Source organism: Hyphomicrobium sp. 01T421 (assembly GCF_056398805.1).
The window spans coordinates 2,166,819-2,182,914 of record NZ_JBFTQC010000001.1; the positions used below are offsets into that span (position 1 = coordinate 2,166,819).

A 16,096-nucleotide genomic window follows, 5' to 3' on the forward strand; every position below is an offset into this window, starting at 1 on the left:
AAACGACGCGACATACGGTAGAGTCTGGCCCCATGATTCGCGCGACGTCTTTCAAAGGCAAATCGGTTGCCGTATTCGGCCTTGGCGCTTCCGGGATTGCGGCCGCCGAAGCGCTCCGTGACGGCGGCGCCATCGTGGCCGCCTGGGACGACGGCGTGGCTGCGCGCGAGGCCGCGATTGCCCGCGATATCCCATTGACCGATCTCAGCGTGGCGGACTGGGCGGGCTACGCCGCGCTCGTGCTGGCGCCCGGGGTGCCGCTGACGCATCCCCTGCCGCACTGGACAGTCAAAAGGGCCCGCGAGAACGCCGTCGAGATCATCGGCGATATCGAGATTTTCGCGCGAGAGCGCGCCTTGCACGCGCCGGGTGCGCCCTTCATCGCGATCACGGGTACCAACGGCAAATCGACGACGACGGCGCTCATCACGCACATCCTTCGGCACGCGGGACTCGACGCGCAGATGGGCGGCAACATCGGCCGGCCTATCCTCACGCTCGACGGGCCGGAGCCTCGCCGGTTTCACGTCATCGAGATGTCGTCGTTTCAAATCGACCTGACGCCGACGCTCGCGCCGACGATCGGCGTGATGCTGAACGTGACCGCGGATCATCTCGATCGGCATGGGACGATCGACGATTACGCCGCCATCAAAGAACGCATCGTCGCCGGGGCCGATATCGCCGCCGTCGGCATCGACGACGACTTTGGATTGGCGATGCTGCGGCGGCGGGTGCCTGCAGGACCGGCCATCGCCTTCAGTGCCGAGAAATCGCTCGCGCCCGGATACAGCGTGCTCGACGATACGATCGTGTGCGCCAACCGCGAAGGCTTGGCTGTCAAACTTGGTTCGCTCAAAGGCATTCCGACGCTTCGCGGACGGCATAACGGACAGAACGCTCTCGCGGCTGTTGCCGCCGTGCGCGAGTGCCTGAATGCGCTCGGCCATTCGACGGACCTCGATTGGCAGGGGGCGCTGTCGTCGTTTCCGGGGCTGCCGCACCGCATGGAAGAAATCGGCCGGATCGGCAAGGTTCTCTTTGTCAACGACAGCAAAGCGACGAACGCGGATTCGACCGAGAAAGCGCTGCTTTCATTTCCGCGCGATGTCTATTGGATACTCGGCGGCAAGCCGAAGGCCGGCGGCGTCGAAAGCCTCGCTCCCTACTTCGAGCGAATTACGAAGGCTTACCTGATCGGCGAGGCGGCTGACGAATTCGCCCAGACGCTGCAAGGCAAGGTTCCTTTCGTGCGGAGCGGCACGGTCGACGAAGCCGTGTGGGCGGCTTCGCACGATGCTCAGTTGAGCGACGGCGCCGAACCGGTCGTGCTGCTTTCGCCCGCTTGCGCAAGCTACGACCAATTTCGAAATTTCGAAGTTCGCGGCGATAGCTTTCGGGGACTTGTCGCGTCGCTTCCCGGGATCGTGATGCGGGCGGCCCCATGAAGCTCTCGCGCGCAGACCGCAGTTTGCTCGCCGAATGGTCGTTCACGATCGATCGCAGCCTGCTGATTGCGCTCGTCTCTCTCGTCGTCATCGGGGTCGTGTTGTCGGCAGCGGCGTCGCCTGCCGTCGCGGCGAAGAAAGGGTTGCCGGCGTATTACTTCGTCGAGCGCCATATTTTCTTTGCGGGGCTCGGCACGGTTCTGATGATCGTCATTTCGTTTTTTTCGCCGGCCGGCGTGAGGCGTCTCGCAGCGGGACTGTTTCTCGCAGCCGTTGCGGGCATGATCGCGGTGCGTTTTTCCGGCGCTGAAATCAACGGTGCGCAGCGGTGGCTGAACTTCGGCAGCTACTCGCTGCAGCCGTCCGAATTCGCGAAGCCGGCTTTCATCGTCATCCTCGCGTGGCTGTTCGGCGAGGCGTCATCTCGCAGCGATATGCCGGCGCTGCCGTTCGGGCTGGCGCTGTGGGCTTTTTTCGCGGGCCTTCTCGTTGCCCAGCCCGATGTCGGACAGACGGTTTTGATCAGCTCGACTGCCGGACTTCTTTATCTGCTGGCGGGACTGCCTGCGGTCGGGGCGGGGCTTCTCGTTCTCGTGGGAAGCGGCGGCATGTGGCTCGCCTACGAATATTTTCCGCATGTGCAATCGCGGTTCCTGAAATATTTCGGTTCGGCGCCGCTCGAGAGTTCGCAAGCGGGGCGCGCGATACAGTCTTTCGCCGAGGGCGGGTTGTTTGGCCGGGGGCCGGGGGAAGGCACGATCAAGTCCATCCTTCCGGATGCCCACACCGATTATATCTTCGCCGTGATCGGCGAAGAGTACGGGGCCATCGCCTGCGTCGCGCTGCTTGGTGTCTTCGCGTTCATAACCATCAGGGCCATGCGGCGGGCGGCTGGAGAGCCGAACGCGGCCGACCGGCTGGCCATACAGGGCTTGGCGCTTGTCTTTGCGCTGCAATCGCTGATCAATATGGGTGTGAATATCGGCCTTTTGCCGCCAAAAGGCATGACGCTGCCATTCATCTCGGCGGGCGGATCGTCCATGCTGGCCCTTTCGATAACGGCCGGGATGCTTTTGGCGCTGTCGCGCCGGCGGCCCGATCCGCAGCGCCTCAAAAAGCCGCGATGGATTCCGGCAATCGACGAAGTACAAATCGCGGGACAAACACCGAAATCATGAGCGAGATCTGAATGACCGGCGTGCAATCGATCATGCTTGCCGCAGGGGGAACGGGGGGACATCTCTTTCCCGCATTTGCTCTTGCCGAAGAACTCAAGCGTCGCGGCATCGCCGTCGACCTGATGACCGACATGCGCGGCGATCGCTACGGCAGCGGTTTTCCGGCGCGTCAGGTCTATCAGGTTCCTTCGGCGACCTTGGCGTCGCGGGCGCCGTCCGACATCGCCAAGACTGCGAGCGCGCTCGCGCGTGGAACGCGGGCGGCATTTTCCGTCCTCGGTGCGGTCAAGCCTTCGGCGATTATCGGCTTCGGCGGTTATCCGACATTTCCGCCGCTTCTCGCGGCGCGGCTCAGGGGTATTCCAACAGCGATTCACGAGCAGAACGCGGTGCTCGGACGCGCCAACAAGCTGCTCGCCAAGCGCGTAACGGCAATCGCGACATCGTTCGAGCGAACCAAGTTCCTCGAAGGCAACCTCGCCGAAAAAGCTGTTCTGACAGGAAATCCGGTTCGCCAGTCGGTGATCGATGCGGCGGCGCGGCGTTACGAGGCGCCGACGAGCGACGGCGTCATTCGCATTTTGATTTTTGGCGGCAGCCAGGGGGCGCGCTTCTTCTCCGACACTGTGCCGCTCGCACTTTTTGCGCTTCCCGACCACATCCGGAAGCGGCTGCGCGTCGTGCAGCAGGCGCGCGAAGAAGATCTGGATCGGGTGAAAGAGGCGTTCGTCGAGGCGAGCATCAGCGCGGAGATCGCGCCGTTCTTCGCCGATCTCCCGGCGCGGATGGCCGCGGCGCATCTCGTCATCGGCAGGGCGGGCGCATCGACGGTCGCGGAACTGACCGTTATCGGGCGGCCTTCTATCCTGGTGCCGTTGCCGCATGCGCTCGACAACGATCAGCTGAACAACGCCCGCCGGCTTGCCGAATCTGGGGGTGCCTGGTGCTTCGAGCAGAAAAACCTGTCGCCGGAACGCATCGCGGACGAGCTGGAAAAGCTTTTGCAGGCGCCGGCCGCCCTTGCGACTGCGGCGAACGCGGCTAAAACCGCGGGACGCCCGGACGCCGTCCGGAATTTGGCCGACTTTACTCTCGCTTTAGCGGAACGGAAGTATTCTGGTGCCGGGCGTGCGCGTTAGAGCACCTGAAGATCATGATCCGGCGTTCGACATAGACTCATCGAGGTAATTTCCATCCATGCAGATGCCGCGCGACATCGGGCCTTTCCACATCATCGGAATCGGCGGCATCGGCATGAGCGCCATCGCCGAAATTCTGGTCGCCAAGGGCTATACGGTCCAAGGCTCGGACCAGAAGGAAAGCGCCAACGTCAAAAGGCTCCGGGCCAAGGGCATCCGGGTTTTCGTCGGCCACGATCCGGTTAACCTCATCGGCGCGCGCTACGTCGTCATTTCGACGGCAGTGAAGCCGCTCAACCCGGAACTGGTCGCCGCGCGTCAGAAGGGCCTGACGATCATCCGCCGCGCCGAGATGCTGGCGGAGCTGATGCGGCTCTATTCGACGATCTCGGTCACCGGCACCCACGGCAAAACGACGACGACGTCGCTCCTCTCGCATATTTTCACGGAAGCGGGCGAAGAGCCGACCGTCATCACCGGCGGCATCATCAACTCGTGGGGGTCCAACGCCCGGCTCGGCCACGGCAAGTGGATGATCGTCGAGGCGGATGAAAGCGACGGCACGTTCACCCGGCTGCCGACGGAAATCGGCGTCGTCACGAATATCGATCCGGAGCATCTCGATTACTTCGGCTCGGTCGAGGCGATGCACCGCGAATACGAAGCCTTCCTGCGGAATATTCCGTTCTTCGGTTTGGCGGTTGCCTGCATCGATCATCCGGTCGTCAGGGATATGATCGAGCGGCTGAACCTCAGAGCGGACGGGCGCCGACTTTTGACATACGGGCAAAGCAAGGACGCCGACCTCGTTCTCGAGTCCGTCAGCATTTCCGGCAACGCGACGACTTTCGACGCGAGCCTCGCGGCGCACGTGAAGGGCGGCGCGAGACGCCTCGAAGGCTGGTCGGTGCCGATCCCGGGCTCGCACAACGCGCTCAATGCGCTTGCCGCTATCGCGGTCGCGACGGATGCGGGTTTGCCGGACGCGAAGATCAAAGCGGCGATGGCGATGTTTTCCGGCGTCAAACGGCGCTTTCAATTCGCCGGAGAATGGAACGGCGTCGGAATTTACGACGACTACGGGCACCATCCGGCGGAAATCTCGGCGGTGCTCGCGGCCGCGCGCGGTGGCAGCAAGGGCCGCGTGATCGCCGTCGTCGAGCCGCATCGATATACGCGCGTGCGCGACCTATTCGACGAATTCGCCCAGTGCTTCAAGGATGCCGACAGCGTCGTCGTTGCGCCGCTTTATACGGCGGGCGAAAGTCCGATTGACGGCATCGATAATCGTACGCTCGCGGAGCGGATCAGAACGCTCGGCGGTCGTCCGGCAGAAGCTGTCGACGATCCGAGCCTTCTTGTGCCCGCGATCAAAAAGTTGGCGCGGCCGGGCGATATCGTCGTCTGTCTCGGCGCGGGAAATTCGACCGAATGGGCGAACGCGCTTCCGGGATGGTTAGCGGAGGCCTCTCAGCGGACCGGGAGCGACGGCTGATGTTTCCCGATATCACCGGCGAACTCATTGCCGCGATGCCCGATCTGCGCGGACGATTGAGCGCAAACGCGTCGCTCGCCGACGTTACGTGGTTTCGCGTCGGTGGACCGGCGCAAGTGCTGTTCACACCGGCGGATGAAGCGGATCTCGCGTATTTCCTGAAGCACCGGCCGGCCGACGTTGCCGTTCAGGTCGTTGGGCTCGGGTCGAACCTGCTCGTTCGCGACGGCGGTGTTCCTGGCATTGTCATCCGCCTCGGCCGTGGTTTCGGTGAGATCAAGGTCGACGGTCAACGATTGCGGGCAGGCACGGCCCTTCCCGATGTCAAAGTCTCGCGCGCGGCGGCCGAAGCCGGAATTCGCGGGCTCGCGTTCTACCGTGGAATTCCTGGGTCGATCGGCGGCGCTCTGCGCATGAATGCGGGCGCGCATGGGCGGGAAACGAAGGATTGCCTGATCGGTGCGCGGGCTGTCGACGCGCAAGGCAATATCCATGTGCTTTCGCTTGCCGACATGGGGTTCACGTATCGCCACTGCGGTATTCCAAAGGATTGGATTTTCACCGAGGCGACTTTCGAAGGCGCGCCGGGCGATCCGGCCGAAATTCTCAAAGAGATGGACGAAGTCGCCGACTATCGTGAGAAAAATCAGCCGATCAAAGAGCGGACGGGCGGCTCGACGTTCAAGAATCCGGACGGACACAGCGCCTGGAAGCTTGTCGATCAAGCGGGCTGCCGGGGCATGCGCGTCGGCGGAGCAAAAGTCTCCGAGATGCATTGCAACTTTTTGATCAACGACAGGCAAGCCACGGGCGAAGACGTGGAGACGCTGGGCGAGACGGTGCGCGCGCGCGTGTTGGCGGCGTCTGGCATCACGCTCGATTGGGAAATCATTCGGGTCGGCGTGCCGAAGCCCGGCCGTCCTACCGGCGAAGCGCTGGCGGCGGAACGCGCGGCTATTCACGCGAACCAAAACTGATCAAACTACCTTCCGATGTTTTTTTTTATGCGAGCGAGCCAGCCATGAATGAACTCGGCCCGGTGCCAAGCCGTACGCACAATCACGTCGCCGTATTGATGGGCGGCCTTTCCGCCGAGCGCGAGGTGAGCTTGAGTTCCGGCGCGGCGGTTGCCGAGGCGCTGTTACGCGAAGGCTATACCGTCACGGAAATCGACGTCGAGCGCGACCTCGCCACCCGGCTTCAGGAGCTGAAGCCCGACGTGTGCTTCAACGCGTTGCATGGCAAATTCGGCGAGGACGGCTGCGTCCAGGGCGTCCTCGAACTGCTGGGTATTCCGTACACGCATTCCGGCGTACTCGCCTCTGCCCTTGCCATGCACAAGGAGCGGGCCAAGGACATCATGAAGCTTGCAGACGTACCCGTTGCGGAAGCCGTGCTGGTGACGCGCGGCGAAGCGCTGGAGGGCCATGTGATGGCCACCCCGTACGTCGTGAAGCCGCTCAAGGAAGGGTCGAGCGTCGGCGTCGTCATCGTCCAGTCGGGCGCCGACCGGCCGCCGAATTCCATCGCCGCGGGCGGTCCGCTCGACGAAGTCGTGATGGTCGAGCGCTACATTGCGGGCCGCGAGCTAACCTGTGCTGTCGTCGGCGATTTCGTGACCGACGTGATCGAGATCCTGCCGCTCAGAGGGATCGCTTTCTACGACTACGAGTCGAAGTACGGTCCAGGGGGCTCCAAGCACGAGCTGCCTGCACAACTTTTACCAGATATTTACCAGTTAGTCCGCTCCTTAACGTTAAGGGCGCATCAAGCTTTGGGCTGTCGCGGCGTATCGCGGGCCGACTTCCGGTACGACGATACTGCCGGTGGAACGAACGAGCTGATCTGCCTCGAAGTGAACACTCAGCCGGGCATGACGGGAACCTCCCTCGTGCCTGAGCTGGCGGGGTATGCCGGCTGGTCGTTCGGTGACCTCGTCCGATGGATGGTCGAGGACGCGAGTTGCAACAGGTAGAGAGCAAGCAACGGTTCTGGTGGCGGGCTGCACACGATGCGCCAACGCCTGAACCGGATGCTGCTCGCTGGACCGAACAAACCAGCAGGACCGGCGGGGCGCGCAGCCCCGCGACGCGAGGTCGAAGCGCAACAGGCACGGCAGTCAAGCGCTCGCCTTTAGATCTGCAAATTCCACGCGGAGAACGCCGCCGCTTTCGCGGTTCGCGCCGCAACCAACGCTGGATGAAGCCGGCGCCGATTGCCGCCGCTGCGCTCATTGCCGTCTGCGCGAGCGCCTTCGCTTTGTCGTTCAGCAAACTCTCCGCGATCGACTTTGCGGCGAAAACCAACGACGTGATGATTGCCGCCGGATTCGGAATCGATCAGGTGAATGTTTCCGGCCAGCGTTACGCGTTGGATTCCGACGTGTTCGACGCGCTCGATTTGCCGAACGTGAAGACATTCGCGGCGTTCAATTCCGATGCTGCGCTGAAACGCATCGAGCGTATTTCGTGGGTCGATACGGCGCAAATTACGCGCGTCTATCCGGGGACTCTCGACGTCGTCATTCGCGAGCGGACGCCCGCGTTCATGTGGCAACGGGGAGAAACGAACGTCCTCGTCGATGCGACGGGCCGCACGCTCGGGCCTGTCCCTCGCGCGAACAGTTGGAACTTGCCGCGCGTCGTCGGCGAAGGGGCCGAGACCGAAGCCATTCTGATGCTCTCGGCTTTGCGGCAATACCCGCAGATCGAACGCCAGTACGCCTATGGCGAACGCATCGCCGAGCGGCGCTGGCGGATCGTGCTCAAGAATGGAACCGCGCTGGAACTTGGAGCCGATCGCGAGATCGAAGGTTTCCAAGAAGTCGCGAGCGCGCGGGAGGCCGCGGCTGCGCTCAAGGGAGCACCGATGGTCGTCGATGTTCGCACACCCGGCCGGATCGCGATCCGGCCTCTAACCGGCAATTCCGCACGGACGGCTTCTAACGCCGGCGCGCGGACTATTTCTCTCGCTTCAGAACGGCCCTAACGGAGATTTTTGTGGCGGATCGGCGCAATTACCGGACCTTCGGGCTTCTCGACATCGGCACCAGCAAGACTGTTGCGGCGGTGGTCGTGGCTGAATACATCGCCGGCGCTGCGAGCCCTTCGCTGCGGCTGGCGGGGCTTGGCCTACAGCGTTCGAAGGGCATCAAAGCCGGAGTTTTGACGGATCTCGACGAGGCCGAATCGGTCGTTCGCGGTGTCATCGGTCAGGCGGAACGTGCGGCCGGGATTTCGGTCGGCGGCTTTACGCTGTCGGTCGCGGCTGGACGGCTTTCATCCGTTCATTGCACGGCGCGGACGGACGTCGAGACGGGAAGCGTGACGCCGGACGATCTGGCCCGGCTCATGGCTGCGGGGGAAAGTTACGCCGAACGCAACGGGCGGACGCTGATACATCTCAATCGTCTCGGCTATGAGGTCGACGGCGCCGGTGGCGTGCGCGATCCGCTGGGCTTATCGGCGCGCCGGCTATCAGCGGGACTGCACGCCGTCACGGCGGACGAAGCGCCGTTGCGCAACCTGCTCGTTCTGATCGACAGATGCTATGCGAGCTGTGACGGCCTGGTTGCCGCTCCTTATGCGAGCGCCCTTGCCGCAACGACCGCCGAGGAGCGGCAGTTCGGTGTTACATGCATCGATTTCGGGGCGGGAACGACGTCCATCGCGCTTTTCGCCGACGGCGCCTTCACCGGAACGGACGTCATTCCGGTCGGAAGCCAGCACGTCACCTACGACATCGCGAAGGCGTTGCAGACGCCACTTGCGGAAGCCGAGCGAATCAAAACGCTTTATGGCACACTTCTCAATGCCCAGTCCGACGAGCACGAGTCGTTTTCCTATCCGATCGCCGGCGAAGAAGACGATGCGAGCTACGAAACGAGCAGAGCGCGGCTCGCGGATATCATCCGGCCGCGCGTGCAACAGATCATGGGGCTTGTGCGCGAGCGTTTGGTTTCCAACGCGGCAAGCCGCTACGCGGGAGACAAGGTTGTTCTGACGGGCGGAGCCAGCCAACTTCTGGGATTGCCGGAACTCGTCGCCCACGAGTTCGGCAGGACCGTACGTGTTGGACGGCCAACGGATCTTCCCGGTCTCAACGCAAGCCTCGCGGGACCGCAGCTTGCTACGCTGTCGGGGCTGGCGATGATCGCGGCGCGCGGCGACGGCGAACATAGCGTGGCTCGGGGCCGGAAGACGGTGACGCAAGGGTATCTCGGCCGTGTCGGTACATGGCTCAAGGGCGGGTTTTGAACGTGTCGCATAGAGGGCTGCAATCGTCGACGAATTGGGCGCGGGGGCTCATCGAAATCGTGCGAAGCGGCGAACTATCAAAGTCGGGGAAGCTATGAGCATCAAGCTGCAATTGCCGAAACTGGTCGACGCCAAGCCGCGGATCACCGTGATCGGCGTCGGCGGCGCGGGGTGCAATGCCGTCAACAATATGATCGCAGCCGGATTGCAAGGCGTGCAATTCGTGGTCGCGAACACGGACGCGCAATCACTCGAGGCATCAAGCGCCGAGCACCGCATCCAGCTCGGCGTCAATTTGACGGAAGGGCTTGGCGCCGGCGCGCGGCCGGAGATCGGCGAAGCGGCGGCTGAAGAGGCGCTCGAAGAACTTCGTACGCATATCGCCGGCGCGCATATGGTGTTCATCGCTGCCGGTATGGGCGGCGGCACCGGTACCGGCGCTGCGGCCGTTATTGCCCGAATCGCGCGCGAACTCGGCGCCCTCACGGTTGGCGTCGTTTGTAAGCCATTTCAGTTCGAAGGCGCGCGGCGCATGCGCATCGCGGACGCGGGCGTGCAGAGCCTTCGCCATCTCGTCGATACGCTCATCGTCATTCCGAATCAGAACCTGTTCCGCATCGCCAACGAGCGCACGACGTTCGCTGAAGCCTTCGTGCTCGCCGATCAGGTGCTCTATTCGGGCGTCGCTTGCATCGTCGAGCTGGTGCTGAAGGAAGGCCTCATCAATCTCGATTTCGCCGACGTCAGGACCGTCATGAGCGGCATGGGCACGGCCATGATGGGCACCGGCGAAGCGACCGGCGAACGGCGCGCGGTTCTCGCTGCCGAAGAAGCGATCGCCAATCCGCTGCTCGACGACGTGACGCTGCGCGGCGCCAAGGGGCTGCTGCTGTCGATTTCAGGTGGCCGCGAAATGACGCTCTATGAGGTCGATGAGGCGGCGAGCCGGATTCGGCAGGAAGTCGATCCCGATGCCAACATCATCGTCGGCGCGACCTTCGAAGAGCAACTCGGCGACCGCTTGCGGGTATCGATCGTGGCCTCCGGCATGAACCGGGCGGCCGAATCGATTGTCGGCCAGCAGGGTGGAATCCGCGCGATTGCAGGTTCGCCGGCTACGCAGCCGGCTGCCGCGCCCCAGGCGCCGCATTATCAGGCTCCACAGCATCAGCCTCAGCAACAACGGCCCGGGCAGCATCCGCATAACCAGACGGCTCCGGTTCCGCCGCCGCCAGGTGATTTGCAGCGGCGTCTGGCAGAGGCTCTGCAACCTTCTAATGGTCAGCAGGGGCAGAATAATTCCCATTCTGTCCACAGCGAACCCGCACGACAGAATCGTGACAGTTGGATTGCCCCCGGAAACGTGATGATCGAGGATGGGCTGGAGAATTTTCCTCCCCTCTCGGGCAACGCATTGTTACGTACGCCGCCGCTCCCTGCGGGGTCTCCGGCCCAACATTACGACTCCCGATTCGAGCCGCAGGCACCTGCTGAAATTCATCGCGGATCGCGTCGTCTGCCAGCCATCGAAGAATTTCCTCCGCAGGCTCAGAAAGAATGGAACGCACACCATGGATCGGGTTCCCGATCGGGTGCGAGAGATGCAGAAGAGTCAAGAAAACCGGGCCTTCTTGAACGTTTCGCGGGCAGAGGAAGAAAATAACGCGCGAGCCTGAAAATTGTTTTGAATGCGGAACGCTTTCGATTTTAAATCGTGAAAAAAACGTGGCGAGAGCAGGCGATTTTTCGGGCGGAAAACGCGGAGAAAATGGGGCTGCATCAAGACCGCGTCGGCGTCAAGCATGGTTGCCAAACCGTAACACAGTGTAAGAAAGCGTGATTTGTCGGTGTTTGGCGAAGCAGTTAGCTTTTGGACATCGACCACTTGTGATGCGCCTTTGATCAGAGCTGACACGGCCCGAAATAAGGCTGGCGCGCTCTGAACTTTAAGGGGATCGTCCAAACGGGGTCAGGGGGTTGGTAGGCCGCATAATGCTGGGGAGCAGCGGCCCGCCAAAAGAATGAGGGACGGCGCTGTATGTCGAATCGATTCATCGGTGCGCGGCAAACCACGCTTGCCCGCGAGATCCAGTTGACAGGCACGGGGGTGCACAGCGGAGCTCCGGTATCACTCACACTGCATCCAGCAGAGGCTGATACTGGGCTCCGCTTTCTCGTTACGAAACGAGGAAAAGTCATTTCGGAAATCGCGGCGCACGTAGCTAACGTCAAAAATCTTACGCTCTGTACCGTCATCGGCGACGGCGCCGGAACAACGGTCGGAACAGTCGAACACCTTCTCGCCGCTCTTCGCGGCCTTTCAATCGACAACCTCTACATCGAGATCGACAGCAAAGAAGTTCCGATCATGGACGGCAGCTCGGCGGTATTCGTCGACGCCATTGATCGGGTCGGCATTCGCGAGCTTTCCGAGCCGCGCAAATACATCAAGGTTCTGAAGCCGGTTCGCGTCGAGGAAAACGGCTGCTGGGGCACACTCGAGCCACATGCGGGCTTCCGCATGGACGTCGAGATCGACTTCTCGTCCCCCATCATCGGCAACCAGCGGCTCCAGTACGAAATGAGCCCCGGCGTGTTCCGCCACGAGATTTCCCGCGCCCGCACCTTCGGGTTCATGAGCGACGTCGAGAAGCTGTGGAAGGCCGGTCTGGCGCTCGGCGCCGATCTGACGAACACGGTGGCAATCGGCGAAGACAAGATCATGAACAAGGAAGGGCTCCGCTATCCGCAGGAGTTCGTCCGCCACAAGATGCTCGACGCCGTTGGCGATCTGGCGCTTGCCGGTATGCCGCTGCTCGGTGCTTATCGCTCCTACAGAGGCGGCCATCGCCTGAATTCGATGGTTCTTCAGGCCCTGTTCGCCGACGCTTCCAATTGGGAAATCGCTCTGGCGCCTCGTGCCCGCGCTACCCGGTCGCCGGTCCATCTGGTTCCGCAGACCGTTGTCGCAGCGGAATAAGCTAGCGGCGTTTATTCCACGCTCGAATTGGCGCCCGGTCTGGGCGCCATTCTCTTCCGCGGCAGCCCGGAATGCACCACATTCTGGCTTTAGCCTCGCGGGAAGGGTCCGTCGGCGGGGATATGCTGACGATTCATCTTTCGGGGCGAGCTTCGGGGTGCTATCCGCATGCAGTCGTCGTCAGAGTTTGGCGGGCGTTGACAACAACGTCAGCCAGTGTGGGAAGCAACGCGGCGCATGATGAGAACGACGCGAGAAATCACAAGAGTTCTGAGGGCTGCGGCGATCGTGGCTGCTCTTGCCGTCGCCGGCTGCTCAGGCAATAAGCTCGATACCTCGGCTCTCAATCCGGATCCGCCAAGCAAAATGTTTGCTGACGCCGATGCGATGATGGCCAAAGGCAATTTCGACGACGCCGCACAGAAATTCGAATCCGTCGATCGCGAGCATCCGTATTCGCAAGAGGCTCGCCGCTCCATCGTCATGGCCGCTTATGCCTACTATCGTGCGGGCAAGACGCCTGAGGCGATCGCCTCGGCCGAGCGTTACGTCACCATGCATCCGGGCACGAAGGAAGCGCCGCTGGCGCACCACGTCATCGCCTCTGCCTACTTCGATGATTTGAAGACCGCCAACCGCGATCAGACGCCGGCTCGAAAGGCGCTCGAACAGTTCAAAATATTGAAGAGCCGGTATCCCGAAAGCGAGTATGCGCGCGATGCCGACAACAAGATTCGCATCTGCCAGGACAACCTCGCTGCGAACGAGATGGAAGTCGGCCGGTACTATCTCGACAAGCACAACTACGTGGGCGCGATAAACCGTTTCAAGACGGTGGTGAGCGATTACCAGACGACGGCGCATGTCGAGGAAGCGCTAGCACGATTGGTCGAGAGCTACATGGCGCTCGGCATCACCAAGGAAGCGCAGAACGCGGCGGCTGTGCTTGGCCACAACTATCCGGACAGCAAATGGTACAAGGATTCCTACGCGCTGCTCCAATCCGACGGTTTGGCCCCGCGCGAGGATGGCGGATCGTGGCTCTCCAAGGCATGGAACTCCGTGCCCAAGCTCAGCGTACCTAAGATGAGCTTCGGGAGCGGCTGATTTGCCGGTTTCCGTCTGGAAATAACCTCGTGCTAGAATTTGAAGCGCGGCCGGAGATCCTGCCGCGCTTTTTGCTTTGCTTCCCGTGATCCGAGATCGTCATGTCTCCAGCAGGTTCAAAAAAGAAGTCGAAGGGCAGCGCCTCCGCGGCTTCAAACACCGAAGCTCCCGAGGCGGAGATGGCCCGGTTGGCGGCCGAGATCTCGCACCACGATGAACTCTATTACCGGCAAGACGCGCCGGAAATTTCCGATGCCGAGTATGATGCGCTTCGGCGCCGTCTGGACGAACTCGAGAAGGCTCAACCCGCGCTTCGCCGCTCCGACAGTCCGACGAAGACTGTCGGCGCGGCGCCAGTCGCCGCCTTCGGTAAGATCCGCCACGACGTGCCGATGCTATCGCTCGGCAACGCGTTCGACGATCAGGATGTCGTCGATTTCGTTGAGCGTGTGCGGCGCTTCCTGAAGCTTGGCGACGTCGATGTCTTGGAGGTTACGGCCGAGCCGAAGATCGACGGGCTTTCTATCTCCATCCGCTACGAGGCGGGCGTTCTCGTCCAGGCGGCGACGCGCGGCGATGGCACGGAGGGCGAGAACGTCACGGCGAACATCAAAACGGTTCGCGAAATCCCGCACACGCTCAAGGGCAAAGACATCCCGGAGGTCATCGAGATCCGTGGCGAGATCTATCTCGGGCACAAGGATTTCGAGAAGCTCAACGCGGCGCAGGCTGCGAGTGGCGACAAGATTTTTGCCAATCCACGAAATGCGGCTGCGGGGTCGCTTCGGCAACTCGATGTGTCGATCACGGCGAAACGTCCGTTGCGGTTTTTTGCATACACCTGGGGCGCTGCATCGGAACTTCCCGCCGATACGCAAGCCGGTGTCGTCGCGGCTTTCAAGCGGTGGGGTTTGCCGGTCAATCCGCTGATGGACGTCGCGACGAAGATCGAGGATTTGCTCGCTTTCTACCGCGATATCGAGCGGGACCGGGCGGGGCTCGGCTACGACATCGACGGCGTCGTCTACAAGGTCAACCGGCTCGACTATCAGGAGCGGCTCGGATTCGTTTCGCGGTCGCCGCGCTGGGCCATTGCGCACAAGTTCGCCGCGGAGAGCGCGACGACCGTGCTCGAAAAGATCGATATTCAGGTTGGACGAACCGGGGCTCTGACGCCCGTCGCCAAGCTTCGGCCGGTGACGGTCGGTGGCGTCGTCGTGTCGAACGCGACGCTGCACAATGAGGACGAGATCGCGCGGAAGGACATTCGCGAAGGCGATACGGTCGTCGTCCAGCGTGCAGGCGATGTCATTCCGCAGGTCGTCGAGGTCGTTCTCGACAAGCGGCCTTCTGATGCGAAGCCGTATGAATTTCCGACGGTCTGTCCGGTTTGCGGCAGCCACGCCGTGCGCGAGTCCGTGGAAGAAACCGGGAAGGCAGACGTTGTTCGCCGCTGCACCGGGGGGCTTATTTGTCCGGCGCAGGTGAAAGAGCGTCTCAAACATTTCGTCTCGCGGAACGCGTTCGACATCGACGGGCTCGGGGCGGAGAGGATCGAACTGTTTTTCGACACGGGACGCATCAAGACGCCTGCTGATATCTTTACGCTGCAAAAGCGGGACGCTGTCGCGCCTCTTGCAAAGACACCCGGCTTCAAGGAGACATCGGTCCGTAAGCTTTTTTCGGCGATTGAAGCGCGCCGGCAAGTGGCGCTCGATCGCTTTCTTTTTGCTCTCGGCATCCGGCATATCGGAGAGACGACGGCGAAGGATCTCGCCAAGGCCTACGGCACTTTCGAAGCATTGCGGGCGGCCGTCGATGCTGCGATCGAAGGCGGCAAAGGCAGCGACGCTTACGAAGACATCGACAATATCGAGGGCATCGGCGAGACGGTCGTCGACGCGCTCGTCGATTTTTTCGGCGAGCAGCACAATCAGGAGCAGGTCGATGCGCTCTTGGACGAGGTGACGGTCAAGCCATACGAGCGGATTCAAGCGAAAGCCTCGCCCGTGACCGGCAAGACGGTCGTCTTCACCGGCACACTGACGAAGCTGACGCGGAATGAGGCGAAGGCGCAGGCGGAACGGCTCGGCGCGAAGGTTTCGGGATCGGTTTCGAAAAAGACGGATTATGTCGTCGCGGGTGCCGAGGCCGGTTCGAAGCTTGATAACGCGCGGGCGCTGGGCGTGACGGTGCTCGATGAGGACGAGTGGATCGCGCTCGTCGGGCAAAGCTGATCTGGGTTGATCGCGCGGCGTCCGATCAGGTCGACGTGAGCGAAATGAAAATTTCGCCGTCGCGGATCGTCACCTCGACGGCTTCGTTGCCGTCGACGGCCTGCGCAAGAAGGGCGACGATATTTTCGGGCCGCGTGACGTCTAGGATCGTTTTCAGAGGCTCGGGAAAATGCGGTGCAGCGCTCAGTTCGTTGATTGGAAACATCGATGATCTCCCTCATGCACATGCGTGGGAGAGATCTATGCGGTGCCGGAT

The 16,096-nt window shown here is 62.1% G+C and carries 13 protein-coding genes; 12 read left to right on the top strand and 1 reads right to left on the bottom strand.

Translation table 11 applies throughout. The features are described from left to right. The first annotated feature begins 32 nt into the window (after window positions 1–32). From murD to ligA, 12 genes are all read left to right on the top strand, one after another. On the top strand, window positions 33–1,448 hold the full coding sequence (gene murD / locus AC1DK3_RS09960) for a UDP-N-acetylmuramoyl-L-alanine--D-glutamate ligase (protein WP_477192052.1): 1,416 nt from the start codon (window positions 33–35) through the stop codon (window positions 1,446–1,448). Then, the gene (locus AC1DK3_RS09965; protein WP_477192053.1) at window positions 1,445–2,626 is read left to right on the top strand and encodes an FtsW/RodA/SpoVE family cell cycle protein; all 1,182 of its coding nucleotides are present in this window, start codon (window positions 1,445–1,447) and stop codon (window positions 2,624–2,626) included. Before murD ends, AC1DK3_RS09965 begins: the two co-directional genes overlap by 4 nt. 11 nt (window positions 2,627–2,637) lie before the next feature. Beyond that, a complete protein-coding gene (gene murG / locus AC1DK3_RS09970; protein WP_477192054.1) occupies window positions 2,638–3,765 on the top strand; it encodes an undecaprenyldiphospho-muramoylpentapeptide beta-N-acetylglucosaminyltransferase in 1,128 nt (375 codons plus the stop codon). 58 nt (window positions 3,766–3,823) lie between these two features. Then, window positions 3,824–5,260: a UDP-N-acetylmuramate--L-alanine ligase gene (gene murC, locus AC1DK3_RS09975; RefSeq protein WP_477192055.1), complete on the top strand. Its 1,437-nt coding sequence runs from the start codon at window positions 3,824–3,826 to the stop codon at window positions 5,258–5,260. Beyond that, window positions 5,260–6,237: a UDP-N-acetylmuramate dehydrogenase gene (gene murB / locus AC1DK3_RS09980; protein WP_477192056.1), complete on the top strand. Its 978-nt coding sequence runs from the start codon at window positions 5,260–5,262 to the stop codon at window positions 6,235–6,237. The genes murC and murB overlap by 1 nt, the downstream gene beginning before the upstream one ends. Window positions 6,238–6,281: 44 nt before the next feature. Next, a complete protein-coding gene (locus AC1DK3_RS09985; protein WP_477192057.1) occupies window positions 6,282–7,235 on the top strand; it encodes a D-alanine--D-alanine ligase in 954 nt (317 codons plus the stop codon). Window positions 7,236–7,459: 224 nt separating this feature from the next. Next, window positions 7,460–8,248 (top strand): cell division protein FtsQ/DivIB, encoded by a 789-nt coding sequence (locus tag AC1DK3_RS09990; RefSeq protein ID WP_477192058.1) that lies wholly within the window; start codon window positions 7,460–7,462, stop codon window positions 8,246–8,248. An 11-nt stretch (window positions 8,249–8,259) separates the two neighbouring features. Then, a complete protein-coding gene (gene ftsA / locus AC1DK3_RS09995) occupies window positions 8,260–9,516 on the top strand; it encodes a cell division protein FtsA (RefSeq protein ID WP_477192059.1) in 1,257 nt (418 codons plus the stop codon). A 94-nt stretch (window positions 9,517–9,610) separates the two neighbouring features. Beyond that, complete coding sequence (gene ftsZ / locus AC1DK3_RS10000) at window positions 9,611–11,179, top strand: cell division protein FtsZ (RefSeq protein ID WP_477192060.1); 1,569 nt, start codon at window positions 9,611–9,613, stop codon at window positions 11,177–11,179. A 375-nt stretch (window positions 11,180–11,554) separates the two neighbouring features. Continuing rightward, window positions 11,555–12,496: a UDP-3-O-acyl-N-acetylglucosamine deacetylase gene (lpxC, locus tag AC1DK3_RS10005; RefSeq protein WP_477192061.1), complete on the top strand. Its 942-nt coding sequence runs from the start codon at window positions 11,555–11,557 to the stop codon at window positions 12,494–12,496. A gap of 237 nt (window positions 12,497–12,733) precedes the next feature. Beyond that, window positions 12,734–13,603: an outer membrane protein assembly factor BamD gene (locus AC1DK3_RS10010; protein ID WP_477192062.1), complete on the top strand. Its 870-nt coding sequence runs from the start codon at window positions 12,734–12,736 to the stop codon at window positions 13,601–13,603. A gap of 101 nt (window positions 13,604–13,704) precedes the next feature. Beyond that, window positions 13,705–15,840, top strand: a complete 2,136-nt coding sequence (gene ligA, locus AC1DK3_RS10015) for an NAD-dependent DNA ligase LigA (protein WP_477192063.1) — start codon at window positions 13,705–13,707, stop codon at window positions 15,838–15,840. Window positions 15,841–15,865: 25 nt separating this feature from the next. Here the strand turns inward: ligA and AC1DK3_RS10020 are convergent, their stop codons facing one another. Continuing rightward, window positions 15,866–16,045 (bottom strand): hypothetical protein, encoded by a 180-nt coding sequence (locus AC1DK3_RS10020; protein ID WP_477192064.1) that lies wholly within the window; start codon window positions 16,043–16,045, stop codon window positions 15,866–15,868. Window positions 16,046–16,096: the final 51 nt, after the last annotated feature.

Excerpts from the sequence above, each read along its gene's own strand:
- murD (WP_477192052.1), top strand. The coding sequence starts at position 33 with ATGATTCGCGCGACGTCTTTCAAAGGCAAATCGGTTGCCGTATTCGGC.
- AC1DK3_RS09965 (WP_477192053.1), top strand. The coding sequence starts at position 1,445 with ATGAAGCTCTCGCGCGCAGACCGCAGTTTGCTCGCCGAATGGTCGTTC.
- murG (WP_477192054.1), top strand. The coding sequence starts at position 2,638 with ATGACCGGCGTGCAATCGATCATGCTTGCCGCAGGGGGAACGGGGGGA.
- murC (WP_477192055.1), top strand. The coding sequence starts at position 3,824 with ATGCAGATGCCGCGCGACATCGGGCCTTTCCACATCATCGGAATCGGC.
- murB (WP_477192056.1), top strand. The coding sequence starts at position 5,260 with ATGTTTCCCGATATCACCGGCGAACTCATTGCCGCGATGCCCGATCTG.
- AC1DK3_RS09985 (WP_477192057.1), top strand. The coding sequence starts at position 6,282 with ATGAATGAACTCGGCCCGGTGCCAAGCCGTACGCACAATCACGTCGCC.
- AC1DK3_RS09990 (WP_477192058.1), top strand. The coding sequence starts at position 7,460 with ATGAAGCCGGCGCCGATTGCCGCCGCTGCGCTCATTGCCGTCTGCGCG.
- ftsZ (WP_477192060.1), top strand. The coding sequence starts at position 9,611 with ATGAGCATCAAGCTGCAATTGCCGAAACTGGTCGACGCCAAGCCGCGG.
- lpxC (WP_477192061.1), top strand. The coding sequence starts at position 11,555 with ATGTCGAATCGATTCATCGGTGCGCGGCAAACCACGCTTGCCCGCGAG.
- AC1DK3_RS10010 (WP_477192062.1), top strand. The coding sequence starts at position 12,734 with ATGATGAGAACGACGCGAGAAATCACAAGAGTTCTGAGGGCTGCGGCG.
- ligA (WP_477192063.1), top strand. The coding sequence starts at position 13,705 with ATGTCTCCAGCAGGTTCAAAAAAGAAGTCGAAGGGCAGCGCCTCCGCG.
- AC1DK3_RS10020 (WP_477192064.1), bottom strand. The coding sequence starts at position 16,045 with ATGTTTCCAATCAACGAACTGAGCGCTGCACCGCATTTTCCCGAGCCT.